The sequence below is a fragment of the Aminobacter sp. NyZ550 genome (assembly GCF_025628925.2).
In the GTDB taxonomy this organism is placed as follows: Bacteria; Pseudomonadota; Alphaproteobacteria; order Rhizobiales; family Rhizobiaceae; genus Aminobacter; species Aminobacter ciceronei.
The window spans coordinates 1848200-1864211 of record NZ_CP114190.1 but is presented as its reverse complement, the minus strand read 5'-3'; the positions used below and the strand labels follow the sequence as shown (position 1 = coordinate 1864211).

The 16012-nt window shown below is 64.4% G+C and carries 13 protein-coding genes; 8 read left to right on the top strand and 5 right to left on the bottom strand.

The genetic code is table 11. The annotated features are described in order from the left end of the window. The first annotated feature begins 8 nt into the window (after positions 1-8). From N7E70_RS09270 to N7E70_RS09235, 8 genes are all read left to right on the top strand, one after another. Positions 9-854, top strand: a complete 846-nt coding sequence (locus N7E70_RS09270) for a bifunctional allantoicase/(S)-ureidoglycine aminohydrolase (protein ID WP_263006152.1) — start codon at positions 9-11, stop codon at positions 852-854. A 23-nt stretch (positions 855-877) separates the two neighbouring features. Further along, entirely contained in the window at positions 878-1378 is a 501-nt protein-coding gene (locus tag N7E70_RS09265) for an ureidoglycolate lyase (RefSeq protein WP_263006169.1), read from the top strand. Between the two features lie 3 nt (positions 1379-1381). Continuing rightward, positions 1382-1975 (top strand): nucleoside deaminase, encoded by a 594-nt coding sequence (locus N7E70_RS09260; RefSeq protein ID WP_263006151.1) that lies wholly within the window; start codon positions 1382-1384, stop codon positions 1973-1975. A gap of 191 nt (positions 1976-2166) precedes the next feature. Continuing rightward, positions 2167-4167, top strand: coding sequence for a CocE/NonD family hydrolase (locus N7E70_RS09255; RefSeq protein WP_263006150.1), 2001 nt, complete (start codon positions 2167-2169; stop codon positions 4165-4167). Positions 4168-4309: 142 nt separating this feature from the next. Then, positions 4310-5893 carry an ABC transporter substrate-binding protein gene (locus N7E70_RS09250; protein WP_263006149.1) on the top strand — a complete coding sequence of 528 codons (1584 nt, stop codon included), beginning with the start codon at positions 4310-4312 and terminating at the stop codon, positions 5891-5893. A 15-nt stretch (positions 5894-5908) separates the two neighbouring features. Then, on the top strand, positions 5909-6868 hold the full coding sequence (locus N7E70_RS09245) for an ABC transporter permease (RefSeq protein WP_067958016.1): 960 nt from the start codon (positions 5909-5911) through the stop codon (positions 6866-6868). A gap of 9 nt (positions 6869-6877) precedes the next feature. After that, positions 6878-7708 carry an ABC transporter permease gene (locus tag N7E70_RS09240; RefSeq protein WP_067958014.1) on the top strand — a complete coding sequence of 277 codons (831 nt, stop codon included), beginning with the start codon at positions 6878-6880 and terminating at the stop codon, positions 7706-7708. Beyond that, a complete protein-coding gene (locus N7E70_RS09235) occupies positions 7701-9359 on the top strand; it encodes an ABC transporter ATP-binding protein (RefSeq protein WP_154386407.1) in 1659 nt (552 codons plus the stop codon). The genes N7E70_RS09240 and N7E70_RS09235 overlap by 8 nt, the downstream gene beginning before the upstream one ends. A 147-nt stretch (positions 9360-9506) precedes the next feature. On the opposite strand, the gene N7E70_RS09230 is transcribed toward N7E70_RS09235, so the two are convergent. The 5 genes from N7E70_RS09230 to N7E70_RS09210 form a co-directional block, all read right to left on the bottom strand. After that, positions 9507-10448, bottom strand: coding sequence for an alpha/beta hydrolase (locus N7E70_RS09230; protein ID WP_263006148.1), 942 nt, complete (start codon positions 10446-10448; stop codon positions 9507-9509). Between the two features lie 76 nt (positions 10449-10524). Continuing rightward, positions 10525-11307, bottom strand: a complete 783-nt coding sequence (locus N7E70_RS09225) for a carnitinyl-CoA dehydratase (RefSeq protein ID WP_263006147.1) — start codon at positions 11305-11307, stop codon at positions 10525-10527. 13 nt (positions 11308-11320) lie between these two features. Continuing rightward, positions 11321-13450 (bottom strand): acetate--CoA ligase family protein, encoded by a 2130-nt coding sequence (locus N7E70_RS09220; protein WP_263006146.1) that lies wholly within the window; start codon positions 13448-13450, stop codon positions 11321-11323. 81 nt (positions 13451-13531) lie between these two features. After that, positions 13532-14695 (bottom strand): acyl-CoA dehydrogenase family protein, encoded by a 1164-nt coding sequence (locus N7E70_RS09215; RefSeq protein ID WP_263006145.1) that lies wholly within the window; start codon positions 14693-14695, stop codon positions 13532-13534. Between the two features lie 199 nt (positions 14696-14894). Then, positions 14895-15977 carry a carnitine 3-dehydrogenase gene (locus N7E70_RS09210; RefSeq protein WP_263006144.1) on the bottom strand — a complete coding sequence of 361 codons (1083 nt, stop codon included), beginning with the start codon at positions 15975-15977 and terminating at the stop codon, positions 14895-14897. Positions 15978-16012: the final 35 nt, after the last annotated feature.

The window sequence follows — 16012 nt, the reverse complement described above, 5'->3', positions numbered from 1 at the left end:
CAGAAACCATGACAAAACGCTCCTACTACGCGCCGAAAGGCGGCTTGCCTCCCCAGACGGATCTGATCACCGATCGCGCCGTCTTCACCGAAGCCTATGCAGTGATTCCGAAGCGCGAGTTTTCGGACATCGTCACCAGCTTCCTGCCGCACTGGGACAAGGCGCGCGCGTGGGTGATCGCCCGCCCGCTGTCGGGCTTCGCCGAGACCTTCTCGCAATACATCATGGAAGTGCAGCCTGGTGGCGGCAGCGATAGGCCGGAGCCGGACGCGGGCGCCGAGGGCGTGTTCTTCGTCGTCGAAGGCGAAGTGACGGTCACGATTGCGGGCAAGAGCCATGTGCTGACGCCGGGCGGCTATGCCTATTTGCCTCCGGCGAGCGGCTGGACGATGCGCAATGCCGGTTCGGAAACCACGCGGTTCCACTGGATCCGCAAGGCCTACGAATATGTCGACGGCCTCGACGCGCCCGATCCGCTCTTCCTCAACGACAACGACATCGCGCCCAACCCGATGCCCGACACCAACGGCGCCTGGGCGACCACACGCTTCGTCGACCCCAACGACCTGCGCCACGACATGCATGTCACTGTGGTCACCTTCGAGCCGGGCGGCATCATTCCCTTCCCGGAAACCCATGTCATGGAGCACGGTCTCTACGTGCTCGAAGGCAAGGCGGTCTACCGGCTCAACAACGACTGGGTCGAGGTCGAGGCCGGTGACTTCATGTGGCTGCGCGCTTTCTGCCCGCAGGCGTGTTATGCCGGCGGCCCGGGCAAGTTCCGCTACCTGCTCTACAAAGACGTCAACCGCCACATGCAGCTCGGCGCCTTCAACGCCACACGCCGCCGCTGAGGACCAAAGCCATGTCGGGTGAGATGAAGCGGATCGTCGCCAAGCCGCTGACGCGGGAGAACTTCGCCGAATTCGGCGAGGTGATCGACACCAACTGCGACACGCACTACCCGATCAACTCAGGCAAATGCGAGCGCTACCATGCGCTCGCCCGTGCCGAGGCGGCCGGTCCCGAGGGCCACGTCATCATCAACATCTTCAAGGGAACGCCCTACGACTTCCCCTTGAAGCTTTCGATGGTCGAGCGCCACCCGTTCGGCAGCCAGGCCTTCATCCCGCTCACCCCACGCCCCTATCTCGTCGTCGTCTGCCACGACGTCGGCGACGGCCCGGGCGAGCCGCACGCCTTCATCACGGCGCCCGGCCAGGGCGTCAACTATCCCCGCAATCTCTGGCACGGCGTGCTGACGCCGATCGGTGAAAGCCAGGATTTTGTCGTCGTCGACCGCGGCGGCACCGGCCCCAATCTCGAAGAGTTCCATTTCTCGCATCCTTACGAAATCACCCTTCCGGAAGGCTTCTGACATATGGCCGAACTCTCGCTCATCGAACGCCTCTTCGACGTCATCGAACACGACATCGTGCCCAAGACCGCCGAAGGCGTGAAGAAGGGCAACAAGCTGTTCGGTGCCGCACTGCTTGCCAAGGACGACCGCTCGCTCGTCATCGCCGAGACCAACAACGAGCTCGAAAACCCGCTCTGGCACGGCGAGATGCACTGCCTGAAGCGTTTCTATGAAATGCCCAAGGCGACCCGCGCCGACACCAAGGATCTGATCTTCCTGTCGACCCACGAGCCCTGCTCGCTGTGCCTGTCGGCTATCACCTGGGCCGGCTTCGACAATTTCTACTATCTCTTCAGCCACGAGGATTCGCGGGACAACTTCGCCATCCCGCACGATCTGAAGATCCTGAAAGAGGTCTTCACCTTGGAGCCGGGCGGGTACAACGCCGAAAACGCCTACTGGAAGAGCTTTTCGCTGCGCAAGCTGGTGCGCGAACTGCCCGAGGCCGACCGCAAACGGCTGGAGGAGCGCGTCGCAACAATCTCCAAGCGCTACGACGAGATGTCGGAGACCTACCAGGAGAGCAAGGCCGACAACGACATTCCGCTGAACTGACGCGGACAGGCCAGAGACATCCGCTCTCGGGCTCATGCAACACCCCTTGCGTTTGGCACCCTGCCAAGTGCATGACCCCGAAAATCGAGGTCGATTTTCGGCCAAGGATCATGCACAGACTTAATCGCCACAGCGTTCCTTTGCGCGTCGCAGAACGCGGGGCGCCGTAGCGACGTCGCAGGGAGCCAAGCATGAAAACCATCACCGAATTTCCGCGCGACATCGTCGAGTTTCCCGACATGGGCATCGTCATGCCCGATGGTGTCAGGCTTTCCGCGCGGGTATGGATGCCGGCCGATGCCGACCAGGACCCGGTGCCCGCCATCCTCGAGCACCTGCCCTACCGCAAGCGCGACGGCACGACGACGCGCGATTGCCTGACCCATCCCTATTTCGCCGGCCACGGCTATGCCTCGATCCGCGTCGACATGCGCGGCAACGGCGATTCCGAAGGACTGATGGACGACGAATACTCCGACCAGGAGTGGCAGGACGCCTGCGACGTCATCGCCTGGGCGGCCGCCCAGCCATGGTGCAACGGCAAGGTCGGCATGATGGGCATCTCCTGGGGCGGCTTCAACGGCCTGCAAGTCGCCGCCCTCCAGCCCAAGGCACTGAAGGCGGTCATCACTTTGTGCTCGACCGACGACCGCTACGCCGACGACATCCACTACAAGGGCGGCCTGCTGCTCAACGAAAACATGGGCTGGGGCGCAACCATGCTGTCCTATTCCTCCAGGCCGCCGGATCCAGCGCTGGTCGGCGATGCCTGGCGCGATATGTGGCTCGACCGGCTGGAGCACGAGCCGTTCCTGCCTGCCCTTTGGCTGAAGCACCAACGTCGCGACGCCTACTGGAAGCGCGGCTCGGTCAACGAGAACTATTCGGCAATCAAGGCTGCCGTGCTCGCCGTCGGCGGCTGGGGCGACTCTTACAAGAACACCGTCTCACGCCTGGTCAGCAACCTCAAGGCGCCGGTCAAGGGCATCGCCGGACCGTGGGTGCACAAATATCCGCATTTTGCCGTACCGAAGCCGGCCATCGGCTTCCTGCAGGAGGCTTTGCGCTGGTGGGACCACTGGCTCAAGGGCAAGGAAACCGGCGTCGAGGACGATCCGGCGATGCGGCTTTACGTCATGGACTCCGAGCCGCCGCGCGAATGGTATCTTGAACGCCAGGGTCGCTGGATCGCCGAGCCGCAGTGGCCCTCGCCTGACATCGCCACCAGGATCCTGGCGCTCGGCGCCAACGGCACGCTTGCCGAGGGTGGCAAGCTGGAACCAGCCGTGTCGATCACCTCGCCGCAGGATTGCGGCATGGATGGCGGCGAATATTGCGCCATCTGGCTCGGACCGGAACTGCCGGGCGACCAGCGCGCCGACGACGCCAAGTCGGCCTGCTTCGACGGCGCTGCGCTCGACGCCCCGCTCGACATCGTCGGCAGCCCGGTCATCCGGCTGAAGCTTGCGGCCGACCGCCGGCGCGCGATGGTCGCCGTGCGCCTGTGCGACGTCCAGCCCGACGGTGCTTCGACGCGCATCACCTATGGCGTACTCAACCTCTGCCACCGCAACAGCCACGAACTCCCTGAGGCAGTCGTACCAGGCGAGACGATGGAGATCGCCTTCAAGCTCGACGACATCGCCTACCGCGTCGCTGCAGGTAACCGGCTGCGCGTCTCCATCTCTTCGACCTATTGGCCGCTGGTCTGGCCATCACCGGAAGAGGTGACGCTGACGATCCATGGTGGTGCGATCGAGCTGCCTGTACGTGCCTCTGGCGAAGGCGACGAGTGGACGTTCGAGGAACCGGAGGGCGCTACCCCCTGGCAGATCGAAACGCTGCGCGAGGACAGCCACCTCCGCAAGGTCGAACGTGCCGACGGCAAGGTCACGCTCCGCATCGTCGACGACTTCGGCGAGACCCGCGATCTCGACCATGGACTGGCCGTCGGCGAGGTCGCCCGCGAAGCCTGGAGCATCGATCCCGCAGACCCGCTCGCGGCCCATGGCGAGACCCATTGGACCCAGACGCTGAAACGCGACAACTGGTCGGTCAGGACCGAAACCTTCACCACCATGCGTTCGGAGGGTGAGAATTTCCATCTCACCGGCCGCATCGAAGCCTATGAGGGTGAGATTCTGGTCTTCGAGCGCAATTTCAGCGAAATCGTCGCGCGCGACCACATCTGACGTTCAGAACGACTGTTCCGAATGCGACATGGCGAATGCGCCACTCGATGTCGCATTCGGCCTTGCCGATGCCCTTACGTTACGGTCAATATTGCCACCAGAAGTCGAGCAATAACGACCGCCAGAGTGAGGAGCCTTTCCAATGTCAAATGAACTGGAATATCTGAGCCGCCGAGTCGCAAAAGGCAAGTTGAGCCGGCGCGACTTTCTGGGTCGCGCCGCAGCCCTTGGTGTTTCCGCAGCCTTCGCAAACACGCTGCTTTCCAGTGCCGCCAAGGCCGAAGGTCCTGTGAAAGGCGGCATCCTGCGCGCCGGCATGCAGGGCGGTGCGGCCACAGACAGCCTCGACCCGGCATCCTGGTCGAGCCAGGTGCCTTATTTCTTCGGCCGCCAGTGGGGCGAGCAACTGGTGCAGATCTCGCCCGAGGGCGAGCCCAAGCCGGCACTGGCCGAGGAGTGGGGCGCGTCCGACGACGCCAAGACCTGGACCTTCAAGATCCGCAAGGGCGTGCAGTTCCACAACGGCCAGGAGATGACGCCGGCTGACGTCGTCGCCACCATCGAGCGCCACTCCGACGAGAAGGCGAAGTCCGGCGCGCTCGGCCTGATGGGCGGCATCGCCTCGGTCAAGGCCGACGGCCAGAACGTCGTCTTCGAACTCAAGGACGCCAACGCCGACCTGCCATTCCTGCTCGACGACTACCATCTGATGATCCAGCCCAATGGCGGCAAGGACAAGCCCGACGCCGGCATCGGCACCGGCCCCTACAAGATCACCGTCAACGAGGCCGGCGTGCGCCTCGGTGGCGAGAAGTTCGCCAACTACTGGCGCGACGACCGCGGCTTCGCCGACCAGATCGAGATCATCGTCATCAACGACGCCACGGCTCGCACCTCTGCATTGCAGGGTGGCCAGGTCGACATCATCAACCGCGTCGAGCCGAAGATCGTCGAACTGATCAAACGCGTTCCGGGCGTCGTCATCCGCAACGTCGCCGGCCGCGGCCACTACGTCTTCATCGCCCATTGCAACACCGCGCCCTTCGACAACAACGATCTCCGGCTGGCGCTGAAATACGCGCTCGACCGCGAGGAGATGCTGCAGAAGATCCTGATGGGCTACGGCTCGGTCGGCAACGACACGCCGATCAACAAGGCCTATCCGCTGTTCACCGAAATGGAGCAGCGCAAGTTCGATCCCGACAAGGCCGCCTTCCACTACAAGAAGTCGGGCCACTCCGGCTCGGTGCTGCTGCGCACCTCCGACGTCGCCTTCCCAGGTGCTGTCGACGCCGCCCAGCTCTACCAGCAGAGTGCCGCCAAGGCCGGCATCACGCTCGAAGTCAAGCGCGAACCCGGCGACGGCTACTGGTCGGAAGTCTGGAACAAGCAGCCCTTCTCGGCCTCCTACTGGGGCGGGCGTCCAACCCAGGACCAGATGTACTCGACCGCCTATTATTCGAAAGCCGAGTGGAACGACACGCGCTTCCAGCGCGAGGACTTCGACAAGATGCTGTTTGCCGCGCGTTCGGAACTCGATCCGGAGAAGCGCAAGAAGATCTATGCCGACATGGGCCAGATCGTGCGCGACGAAGGCGGCGTCATCACGCCGATGTTCAACGACTTCATCGATGCCACCAGCGGCAAGGTCGGCGGCTGGGTCGATGACGGCAACCAGGAGATGATGGGCGGCTACGCACTGTCCAAGTGCTGGCTCAACGCCTGATAGGGCATTGAGCGCATGTCCAATCCGATCCTGAAACTGATCGCCCAGCGCATTGCGCTGGGCCTTCTCCTGCTTCTGGCCGTTTCGGTCCTGATCTTCGCCGGCACCCAGATCCTGCCCGGCGACGTCGCCCAATCCATTCTCGGCCAGTCGGCCACGCCGCAGGCGCTCGCCAATCTGCGCGAGGAGCTCGGCCTCAACGCGCCTGCCTATGTCAGGTATTTCCGCTGGCTCGGCGGCGTCTTGACCGGCGACCTCGGCACGGCCCTGTCGAGCCGGCAGGACATCGCAACCGCCATCGGCGGGCGGCTGTGGAACACGCTGTTTCTTGCCTTCTGGGCGGCGATCGTGTCGATCCCGTTGGCCATCATCCTCGGCCTGCTCGCCGTGCGCTACCGCAATGGCTGGATCGACAAGACCATTTCCGGCCTGGCGCTGGCCTCGACCTCGCTGCCGGAGTTCTTCGTCGGCTACCTGCTCGTCTATTTCTTTGCCGTGAAGTGGCAGATCTTCCCGGGTATCTCCACCGTTTATGACGGCATGCCGTTCCTCGAACGCATGAAGGCCATCGCACTGCCGGCGACCGCACTCACTCTGGTGGTGCTCGCCCACATGATGCGCATGACGCGGGCGGCTATCCTCAACGTCATGCAGTCGGCTTACATCGAGACCGCCGAACTCAAGGGCCTGTCGCCCTTCGAGATCATCCGCAAGCACGCCTTCCCCAACGCGATCGCCCCTGTGATCAACGTCGTCATGCTCAACCTCGCCTTCCTCATCGTCGGCGTCGTCGTCATCGAGGTGATCTTCGTCTATCCCGGCATGGGCCAATACCTGGTCGACCATGTCGCCAAGCGCGACGTGCCGGTGGTGCAGGCGGTCGGGCTGATCTTCGCGGCCGTCTATATCGGCCTCAACATCATCGCCGACATTGCCGCCATAGTGGCCAATCCGCGCCTCAGGCATCCGAAATGAGGGCGCGCCATGCTTGACCTTAAACGTATTCCCCTTGGCGCCGCGATCGGGCTGGTGCTGACCGCACTGTTCCTGATTGCGGCGATCTTCGCGCCGCTGATCGCACCTTACGGCCTGGGCGAGATCGTCGGCGACGTCTGGGCCCCGATGTCGTCGCAGTTCCTGCTCGGCACCGACAATCTTGGCCGCGACCTGCTCTCGCGCATGATCTTCGGCGCGCGCACGACGATCTTCATCGCCGTGATGGCGACGGCATTGTCGTTTTCGCTGGGCGCGATCCTCGGCTTCACAGCCGCCGTCGTCGGCGGCTGGTTCGACACCGGCATGTCGCGCTTCGTCGATCTGTTGATGGCGATCCCGACGCTGATCTTCGCCCTCGTCGTGCTGTCGGTGCTACCATCGACATTGGTGACGCTGATCCTGGTCATGGGCATCCTCGACGCCACCCGTGTCTACCGCCTGTCGCGGGCGGTGGCCGTCGACATCAACGTCATGGATTTCGTCGAGGCAGCCAAGCTGCGCGGCGAAGGCAAGGGCTGGATCATTTTCCGCGAGATATTGCCCAACGCGCTGTCACCGCTGATTTCCGAACTCGGCCTGCGCTTCATCTATGCCGTGCTGTTCCTGTCGGCACTGTCCTTCCTCGGTCTCGGCGTGCAACCTCCGGATGCCGACTGGGGTGGCATGGTCAAGGAAAACAAGGACGGCATCGTCTTTGGCATCCCGGCAGCCCTGATACCGGCCGCCGCGATCGCAGCGCTTGCCATCTCGGTCAATCTCGTCGCCGACTGGGTGCTCAATCGCACCACCGATCTCAAGGGAGGACGCGGCAATGGCTAAGGCACCTGCGAACGGTTCCGGGCCGTTGCTCGACATCCGCGACCTCAGGATCGAGGCCAAGGTCTACCCGCCCGGCGAAGCGCCACGCACCATCACGCTGGTGCACGACGTGTCGCTGACGCTCGAAAAGGGCAAGGTGCTCGGCCTGATCGGCGAATCCGGCGCCGGCAAATCGACGATCGGCCTGTCGTCCATGGCTTATGGCCGCGGCGGCGTGAAGATCACCGGCGGCGAGATCATCCTCAACGGCCGCGACATCCGCAAGGGCGGCACGCAAGGCATCCGCGCTTTGCGCGGGCGCGAGGTCTGTTATGTCGCGCAGTCGGCGGCGGCGGCCTTCAACCCGGCGCATCGCCTGATGGACCAGGTGGTCGAAGCCTCGATCCTGCACGGGGTGTCGAGCCGGGCAGAGGCCGAGCGGCGCGCGGTTGCGCTGTTCAAGAAGCTCAGCCTTCCCGATCCGGAAAACATCGGCAAGCGCTTCCCCCACCAGGTCTCGGGCGGCCAGTTGCAGCGCGTCATGACCGCCATGGCGCTGTGCTCCGAGCCTGACCTGATCGTCTTCGACGAGCCGACAACGGCGCTCGACGTAACCACCCAGATCGACGTGCTTGCCGCCATCAAGGAGGCGATCCGCGATACCGGTGTCGCCGCTCTCTACATCAGCCACGACCTTGCCGTCGTCGCCCAGGTCTCGGACGAGATCATGGTGCTGCGCCACGGCAAGCTGGTCGAATGGGGCGGCACGCAGCAGATCATCAAGGAGCCGCGCCAGGAATACACCTCGGCGCTGGTCTCGGTGCACGAGATCGCGCACGAGGAAAAGAAGCCGGGCGCTTCCCCCTTCCTGTCGGTCAGGAACGTGACGGCCGCCTATGGCGGCGGCAAGATCAAGGTGCTGAAGAACGTCTCGGTCGACATCCTGCCCGGCCAGACGCTCGCCGTCGTCGGCGAATCCGGCTCGGGCAAGTCGACCCTGGCGCGCGCCATAACAGGCCTTTTGCCGCCCGAGGAAGGCAGCATCACCTTTGCCGGGCGCGCACTCGGCAACCGTCTCGCCGACCGCAGCCGCGACGACCTGCGCGAGTTGCAGATGATCTACCAGATGGCCGACGTGGCGATGAACCCACGCCAAACCGTGGGCACCATCATCGGCCGTCCGCTGGAGTTCTATTTCGGCATGGGCGGCAAGGAGCGTGATGCCAAGGTCGCCGAACTGCTCGACAAGATCGAGATGGGGCGCGGTTTCATCGATCGCTACCCGGCCGAGCTCTCCGGCGGCCAGAAACAACGCGTCTGTATCGCCCGTGCGCTTGCCGCCAAACCGAGACTGATCATCTGCGACGAGGTGACGAGCGCCCTCGACCCGCTGGTCGCCAACGGCATCCTCAAGCTGCTGCTCGGGCTACAGGCCGAGGAAGGCGTCGCCTATCTGTTCATCACCCACGATCTGGCGACGGTGAAGTCGATCGCCGACTCCATCGCCGTCATGTATCGCGGCGAAGTGGTCCGCTACGGGCCGAAATCCGAAGTGCTGAAGCCGCCCTTCGACGCCTACACCGACCTGCTGCTGTCGTCGGTGCCTGAGATGGAGATCGGCTGGCTGGAAAAGGCGATCGGCGGACGCAGGATGGCAAGCGCTGGGAATTGAAGCGGACGCCCTTCCCTCTCCCCATTCACGGGGAGAGGGTGGCCGCGCAGCGGTTGGGTGAAGGGCAGCTCCACGTTTGAGGAAGTGGCGCCGCCCCTCATCCGCTTGCCGGCACCTTCTCCCCGTGAACGGGGAGAAGGAAGCCAATCACCATACCCACTCACCGCGCCCCAGCGCCGCCACAGCATCGACGATGCGCGTGAAACTTGCCCGGGCGCGGCCGACGGTGTTGCGAGCGCGCAGGTAGCCGTGCACCAACCCCGGCTCCTCATGCCAGAAGGCCTTGCCGCCAGCGGCAACAATGCGTTCGCCATAGGCCTCACCATCAGACGACAGCGGGTCGCATTCGGCCGTGACGACGACTGTCGGCGGCAAATTGGCGAAGTCGGCATCGGCCAGCGGCGACAGGGTGATGTCGCCGGTGCGGTCCTCGCCACCGGTGCGGATGTCCTTGTAGAATTCGAGGTCGCGCATGGTCAGCATCGGCGCCTCGGCGTGAACGACGTAGGAACCGCGTGCGCGATCGCCGCCAAGGCCCGGGTAGACCAACACTTGCCCGACCGGACGACGCTTGTGGCCGCGCGTCGCGTGGCTGACGGCGGCGGCAATGTTGCCGCCGGCGCTGTCGCCGGCGAGCACGATTGGCTGGCTGTATTTGGCCGTAGCCCATTCGAAGGCTGCCATGGCGTCATCGAAAGCGGCCGGATGCCGGTGCTCGGGCGCCAGCCGGTAGTCGACCGACACGACGTCGTAGCCGGTGCGGCCACACAGCTCGGCACAGACATCGTCATGGCTGTCGAGCCCACCGAGGATGAAGCCGCCGCCATGGAAATAGAGCACCACCGCTTCCGGCGCCTTGCCGGCCAGGCGGTAGATGCGGATAGGCACGTCGTGAGCTGGCGCCGTGATTGCCGTCGTCTCGGCCGACACGCCCTCGGGATAGCCGGCGAAGAATTCCCGGCACATGCGATCGTAGATCTCACGCTGCTGGACAATGGTGTAGTCGATGGTATCGGGCGGATAATAGGCGTTGGTGCGCTCGATGAAGGCCCAGGTCTCGGCATCGATGAGTTTGCTGTAATCGGTCATTGGCGCAGGCTCCGGTAGCACTCCTGCGCGCGCCTCGTTGGGGCATGACGCAACTCGACCATGACGTTAGGCTTCCCTACTTCCCCTTCCACACCGGATCGCGCTTCTCCGCAAACGCCTTGAAGCCTTCGAGATTGTCCTCCGAGGCGTAGAGTTCGTCGACCGTTCGGAATTGCCGCTTGGTGATGCGGTTCATCGTTTCCTGGAAGCTGGTTCCCTCGGCCGCGCGCGCCACCTCCTTGATGGCGGCGAAGACCAGCGGCGGACCGCCCGCAAGCAACCGGGCGATTTCCCAGACGCGGTCCTCCAGCCTGTCGGCCGGCAGCACCTCGTTGACCAGGCCCCAGCGATGCGCCTCAGCCACGTCCATCCAGCGCCCGGTGAGCAGGAGATCCATCGCCACGTGGTAGGGAATGCGCTTGGGCAGCTTGATGGTCGCGGCGTCGGCAAGCGTGCCCGCACGGATCTCGGGCAGTGCGAAGCTCGAATGCTCGGAGGCGTAGATCAGGTCGCAGGACAGCGCCAGTTCGAAGCCGCCGCCCACCGCCATGCCGTTGACGCAGGCAATCACCGGCTTGTTGAGGTCACGCAGTTCCTGCAGCCCGCCGAAGCCGCCGACGCCGTAGTCGCCGTCGACCGCATCGCCACTGGCGGCGGCCTTCAGGTCCCACCCGGCCGAGAAGAATTTTTCCCCCGCCGTCCTGACGATGGCGACGCGCAGGCCGTCATCGTCGCGAAAGGTCTTGAAGGTCTCGCCCAGCAGCCGTGACGTAGCGAGATCGATGGCATTGGCCTTGGGCCGGTCGAGCGTAACTTCGAGGATCGCACCCTCGCGACGGGTTTTCACGACATCGGACATTTTTTCTCTCCCTCTAGGCCGTCACCAGTAGCGCATCCGCAATCCAGGCGCCCTGCCCTTCACCACAGACGATCAGCGGATTGATATCGAGTTCCTCGATTGCATCGGCATGATGGGACACGAAGCCTGATATGGCCATGATCGCATCGATTGCGGCACCGACATCCGCCCTGGCGCGGCCGCGATAGCCTTGGAGCAACGGGGACATCTTCAGCCCCGTGAGCGCCGCTGCAACCTCGCCGCGCGAGGCGGGCAAAAGCAGCGTGGCACTGTCTTTCATCAGCTCGACCAGTACACCGCCGCTGCCGATGGTCATGACGGGCCCGAACAGCGGATCGCTGGTGACACCGACGATCAGCTCGGCCACACCGCCCAAGACCATCTTTTCGACATAGAGGCCGGAGCCGAGCAGCAAAAGGGCTGCAGCCGCCGCGTCGACCTCCTCGCCGGTCCGCAGGTTGAGCCTGACGGCACCGAGTTCGCTCTTGTGGGTCACGCCGAGCGCCTTGAGCGCAACCGGATAGCCCAGCGACTCCGCAGCCGCGATGGCCTCCGCAACGCTTGCCGCGCGACGACCGCTCGGCACGGCCAGGCCGGCGTCGCGCAGCAGGAACTTGGCAGCGGCTTCGTCAAATATCGCCTTGGCGTCGCCCCTTTCTAGCCTTTGGCCGGAGCGGGATGCATCAGCACCACGCCCTACCGCCGCAGCAACCGGCCTACGCCACGCCTCGCCGACAAACGCGGCAGCCTCTGCCGCGTCCATCGCCTCCGCTATGCCCTGCAACGGCACGATGCCGCGCGCAAACAGGTCGGCGGCGTGCTCCTCGGTCAGGTTCTCCGACATCGACGCCACCACCGCGCCAGACGCGCCATTGGCTTTCAGCGCCGCCTCGAAGGCGCGCACCGTCGGCCACCAGTCGGCATCCGAGCAACGGTCGTTACGCGGGAAGTCGAGCACCAGCATGTTGAGGTCGAAGCTATCAGATGCCATGGCGGTGAAAGTGGCCGTCATCGCCGGTTCGTCGTTCCAGATGAAGGTGTGGTAGTCGAGCGGATTGGCGACCGCCACAAAAGCGCCGAGCGTCGATTTTATCCGCGCATAGTGGTCAGGCTTAAGCGCCGGGAAACGCACCCGCCGCCCCTCGGCGCTGTCGGCCATGACCGAGGCTTCGCCACCCGAGCAACTCATCGACGACAGGGTGAAGCCGGGCAGTGGTCCCAAGGCATGCAGCAGCTTCAGTGTCTCGAGCAGCGACGGGATGGTGTCGACGCGGGCGATGCCCAGCCGCTTGAGGAACGCATCGGATGCGGCGTCGGAGCCGGCGAGCGACGCGGTGTGCGAGATCGTCGCCTTCTGCGCCTGCTCGGAGCGGCCCACTTTCATGGCGACGATCGGTTTGTTCAGTTCGCGCGCCCGGACCGCCAGCCGCTCGAAGCCCGCCACGGTGTCGAACCCCTCGATGTGCAGGCCGAGGCACGACACGCGCTCGTCCTCGATCAGGCCCAACGCCATTTCGGAGAGGCCGGTCTGCGCCTGGTTGCCGGCCGTCATCAGGAAGGCTACCGGCAGGCCTCGCTTCTGCATGGTCAGGTTGCAGGCGATGTTGGACGATTGCGTGATGATGGCAACGCCGCGCCCCTCAGGCGCGAGCCTCTGGCCACCGTGCTGGTCGGGCCACAACAGCGCGCCGTCGGCATAGTTGATCAGGCCGTAGCAATTGGGTCCGATGACCGGCATCGCGCCTGCCGCCGCCACCAGTTCCGACTGCAGCCGCTCGCCGTCGGCATCGTCGTTACCGGCCTCGAGAAAGCCGGAGGCAAAGCAGATCGCCCCGCCGGCATCGCGCGCGGCAAGCTGCGCGATCACCTCGATGGTCAGGAAGCGGTTGACGCCGACAAAGGCCGCATCGGGGGCCGCAGGCAGCTCGGCCACCGAGCGAAAGGTTCTGATGCCCTCGACCTCGTCCCTGGTCGGATGCACCGGCCAGATGTCGCCGGCGAAACCCATCTTCAGGCACTGCTTGACCACGGCGGCGGCCTGCGAGCCGCCGAACACGGCAATCGACTTCGGGCGCAGCAGGCGTTCGAGCCGTGTTCGACCTGAAAGCTTCGGGGTGGAGGTGGTCAAAGTCGAGCTACTCATTTCCACCCCCACCCGGCCCTGCGGGCCACCTTGCCCCGAGGAGCAAGGTCAAACTTTTTTGCCGCCTGCGCAGCCCCAACATCATCCGCCCACCGCCCTGAGCAATGCGCGCGAGATGATGTGCCGCTGGATTTCCGACGTGCCTTCCCAGATGCGCTCGACGCGGGCGTCGCGCCAGATGCGCTCCAGCGGCAGGTCATCCATAAGGCCCATGCCGCCATGGATCTGGATTGCCTCGTCGGCGACGAAGGCCAGCATCTCGGTGGCCTTGAGCTTGGCCATCGCCATGTCCTGGTCGGTGACCGTGCCCTGGTCGTATTTCCAGCCTGCCTCCATCACCATCAGCTCGGCTGCCTTGAGCTCGGTCGCCATGTCGGCCAGCTTGAACGACACGCCCTGGAACTTGCCGATTTGCTGGCCGAACTGCTGGCGCTGGGCGGCATAGTCCACGGCATGGTTCAATGCACGTTCGGCACGGCCGAGACAGGTGGCGCCGACCTGCAGGCGCGTCGCGCCCAGCCAGCTGTTGGCGACCTCGAAACCCTTGTGCACCTCGCCAAGGATCTGGCTCGCCGGCAGACGGCAGTCGTCGAACTCCAGAACCGAATTGGTGTAACCGCGATGCGAGACGTTGCGGTAGCCGTCGCGGACAGTGAAGCCAGGCGTGCCCTTGTCGACGAAGAAGGCGGTGATCTTCTTGCGCTTGCCACGCGGCGTGTCTTCTTCGCCAGACGCCATGAAGACGATGGCGAAATCGGCAAGGTCGGCGTGGGAGATAAAATGCTTGGTGCCGTTCAGCACCCAGTCGCCGTCCTTCTCGACGGCAGAAGCCTTCATGCCGCGCAGGTCGGAGCCGGCGCCCGGCTCGGTCATGGCCAGGCAGTCCCACTTCTCGCCGCGAATGCAGGGGAACAGATATCTCTCGCGCTGTTCCGGCGTGCCGGCAAGCAGGATGTTGGACGGGCGCGCCACGCAGGTCCAGTGCAGCGCATAGTTGGCGCGGCCAAGCTCCTTTTCGTAGAGCAGCCAGGTCAGCGTATCGAGCCCGGCGCCACCGACATCCGCGGGCATGTTGGCGGCATAAAGCCCGGCTGACATCGCTTTTGCCTTGATCTCCTCGATCAGCTCGCGCCGGAGATGGCCTGATCGTTCGACCTCCTGCTCATGCGGATAAAGCTCGTTCTCGACGAAGGCCCGCGTCGTGTCGACGATCAGCTGCTGTTCTTCGGACAGACCGAAATGCATGACTTAGCCCTTCCTCGATTGCTGTACCGAGACGGAAGCACCCCCACTCCGTCGCGCTGCGCGCGCCACCTCTCCCCCTGCCCGGGGGAGAGGAAAGGTGCCAAGCTCGCGGCAGGCCTTCCTCTCCCGCGTCGAACGGGGGAGAGGTGGTTTGCGCAGCAAACCGGAGTGGGGGTCGACCTCCCCAACCTGCATCGCCTCAGCCCTTCTTCTTGGCAGCCTTCGCCGCCTTCTTCGCCGGCTTGCTCGCTTTGGCCTTCTCGGCTGCCTTCGAGACCTTGGGCTTCGCCTGCGCCGCGAGCTGTTTGGTGTAATCCTTGTAAAGCGCGCCGGCGCCCCAGCCCTTGCCCTTGTTCTGCTTCGACAGCGCATCCATGATCGCGACCAGGTTGTCGTCGCGGATCTTCTCCAGCTCGCGGATCGACCACTTCGACGACTGATCGTCGGACTGGCCGGCGATCAGGTCGACCAGCTCGTCGTTGAACTCCGGCACATCCATCAGCTTGGTCCACGGCCACTGCAGGCACGGTCCGAACTGGGCCATGAAGTGGCGCATGCCGGCTTCGCCGCCGGCGATGCGGTAGACCTGGAACATGCCCATCTGCGCCCAGCGCAGGCCGAAGCCGTAGCGCATGATGTCGTCGAGCTCCTCGACCGAGCAGATGCCGTCCTTGATCAGCCACAGCGCCTCGCGCCAGGCCGCTTCCAGCAGGCGGTCACCGACAAAGGCTTCGATCTCCTTGCGGATGACGACGGGCTTCATGCCGATGGAGGAATAGATCTCCTTGGCGACCTCGATGGCCTCGGGGAAGGTCTTGATACCACCGACGATCTCGACGATCGGCAGGAGGTAGACCGGATTGAACGGATGGCCGACCACCAGTCTTTCGGGGTGCTTCTTCATCGCCACCTGCATGTCGGACGGCTTGATGCCCGAAGTGGAGGAACCGATGATCGCATTGGCTGGCGCATGCATGTCGATCTCGGCCAGCACCTTGTGCTTGAGGTCGAGCCGTTCGGGCACGCTTTCCTGGATGAAGTCGGCGTCGGCCACCGCCTCGGCAATGGTCTTGGCATAGGTCAGCTTGCCCTCCTTGGGCAGGCCGCCTGAAACCATCTGCTTGTAGGCGCGACGCGCACCCTTCATCACCTCGCCGACCTTGCGGGACGCCTCCGGGTCGGGATCGAAGATCGACACGTCGATGCCGTTGAGCAGCAGCCGCGCCACCCAGCCCGCGCCGATCACCCCGCCGCCAATGGCGGCCGCCTTTGCGATTGTCATTGTGTGAACTCCCTCTCACCGAGGGCGTAACACTC

Coding starts and splice junctions, on each gene's coding strand:
- N7E70_RS09270 (WP_263006152.1), top strand. CDS start 9: ATGACAAAACGCTCCTACTACGCGCCGAAAGGCGGCTTGCCTCCCCAG.
- N7E70_RS09265 (WP_263006169.1), top strand. CDS start 878: ATGAAGCGGATCGTCGCCAAGCCGCTGACGCGGGAGAACTTCGCCGAA.
- N7E70_RS09260 (WP_263006151.1), top strand. CDS start 1,382: ATGGCCGAACTCTCGCTCATCGAACGCCTCTTCGACGTCATCGAACAC.
- N7E70_RS09255 (WP_263006150.1), top strand. CDS start 2,167: ATGAAAACCATCACCGAATTTCCGCGCGACATCGTCGAGTTTCCCGAC.
- N7E70_RS09250 (WP_263006149.1), top strand. CDS start 4,310: ATGTCAAATGAACTGGAATATCTGAGCCGCCGAGTCGCAAAAGGCAAG.
- N7E70_RS09245 (WP_067958016.1), top strand. CDS start 5,909: ATGTCCAATCCGATCCTGAAACTGATCGCCCAGCGCATTGCGCTGGGC.
- N7E70_RS09240 (WP_067958014.1), top strand. CDS start 6,878: ATGCTTGACCTTAAACGTATTCCCCTTGGCGCCGCGATCGGGCTGGTG.
- N7E70_RS09235 (WP_154386407.1), top strand. CDS start 7,701: ATGGCTAAGGCACCTGCGAACGGTTCCGGGCCGTTGCTCGACATCCGC.
- N7E70_RS09230 (WP_263006148.1), bottom strand. CDS start 10,448: ATGACCGATTACAGCAAACTCATCGATGCCGAGACCTGGGCCTTCATC.
- N7E70_RS09225 (WP_263006147.1), bottom strand. CDS start 11,307: ATGTCCGATGTCGTGAAAACCCGTCGCGAGGGTGCGATCCTCGAAGTT.
- N7E70_RS09220 (WP_263006146.1), bottom strand. CDS start 13,450: ATGAGTAGCTCGACTTTGACCACCTCCACCCCGAAGCTTTCAGGTCGA.
- N7E70_RS09215 (WP_263006145.1), bottom strand. CDS start 14,695: ATGCATTTCGGTCTGTCCGAAGAACAGCAGCTGATCGTCGACACGACG.
- N7E70_RS09210 (WP_263006144.1), bottom strand. CDS start 15,977: ATGACAATCGCAAAGGCGGCCGCCATTGGCGGCGGGGTGATCGGCGCG.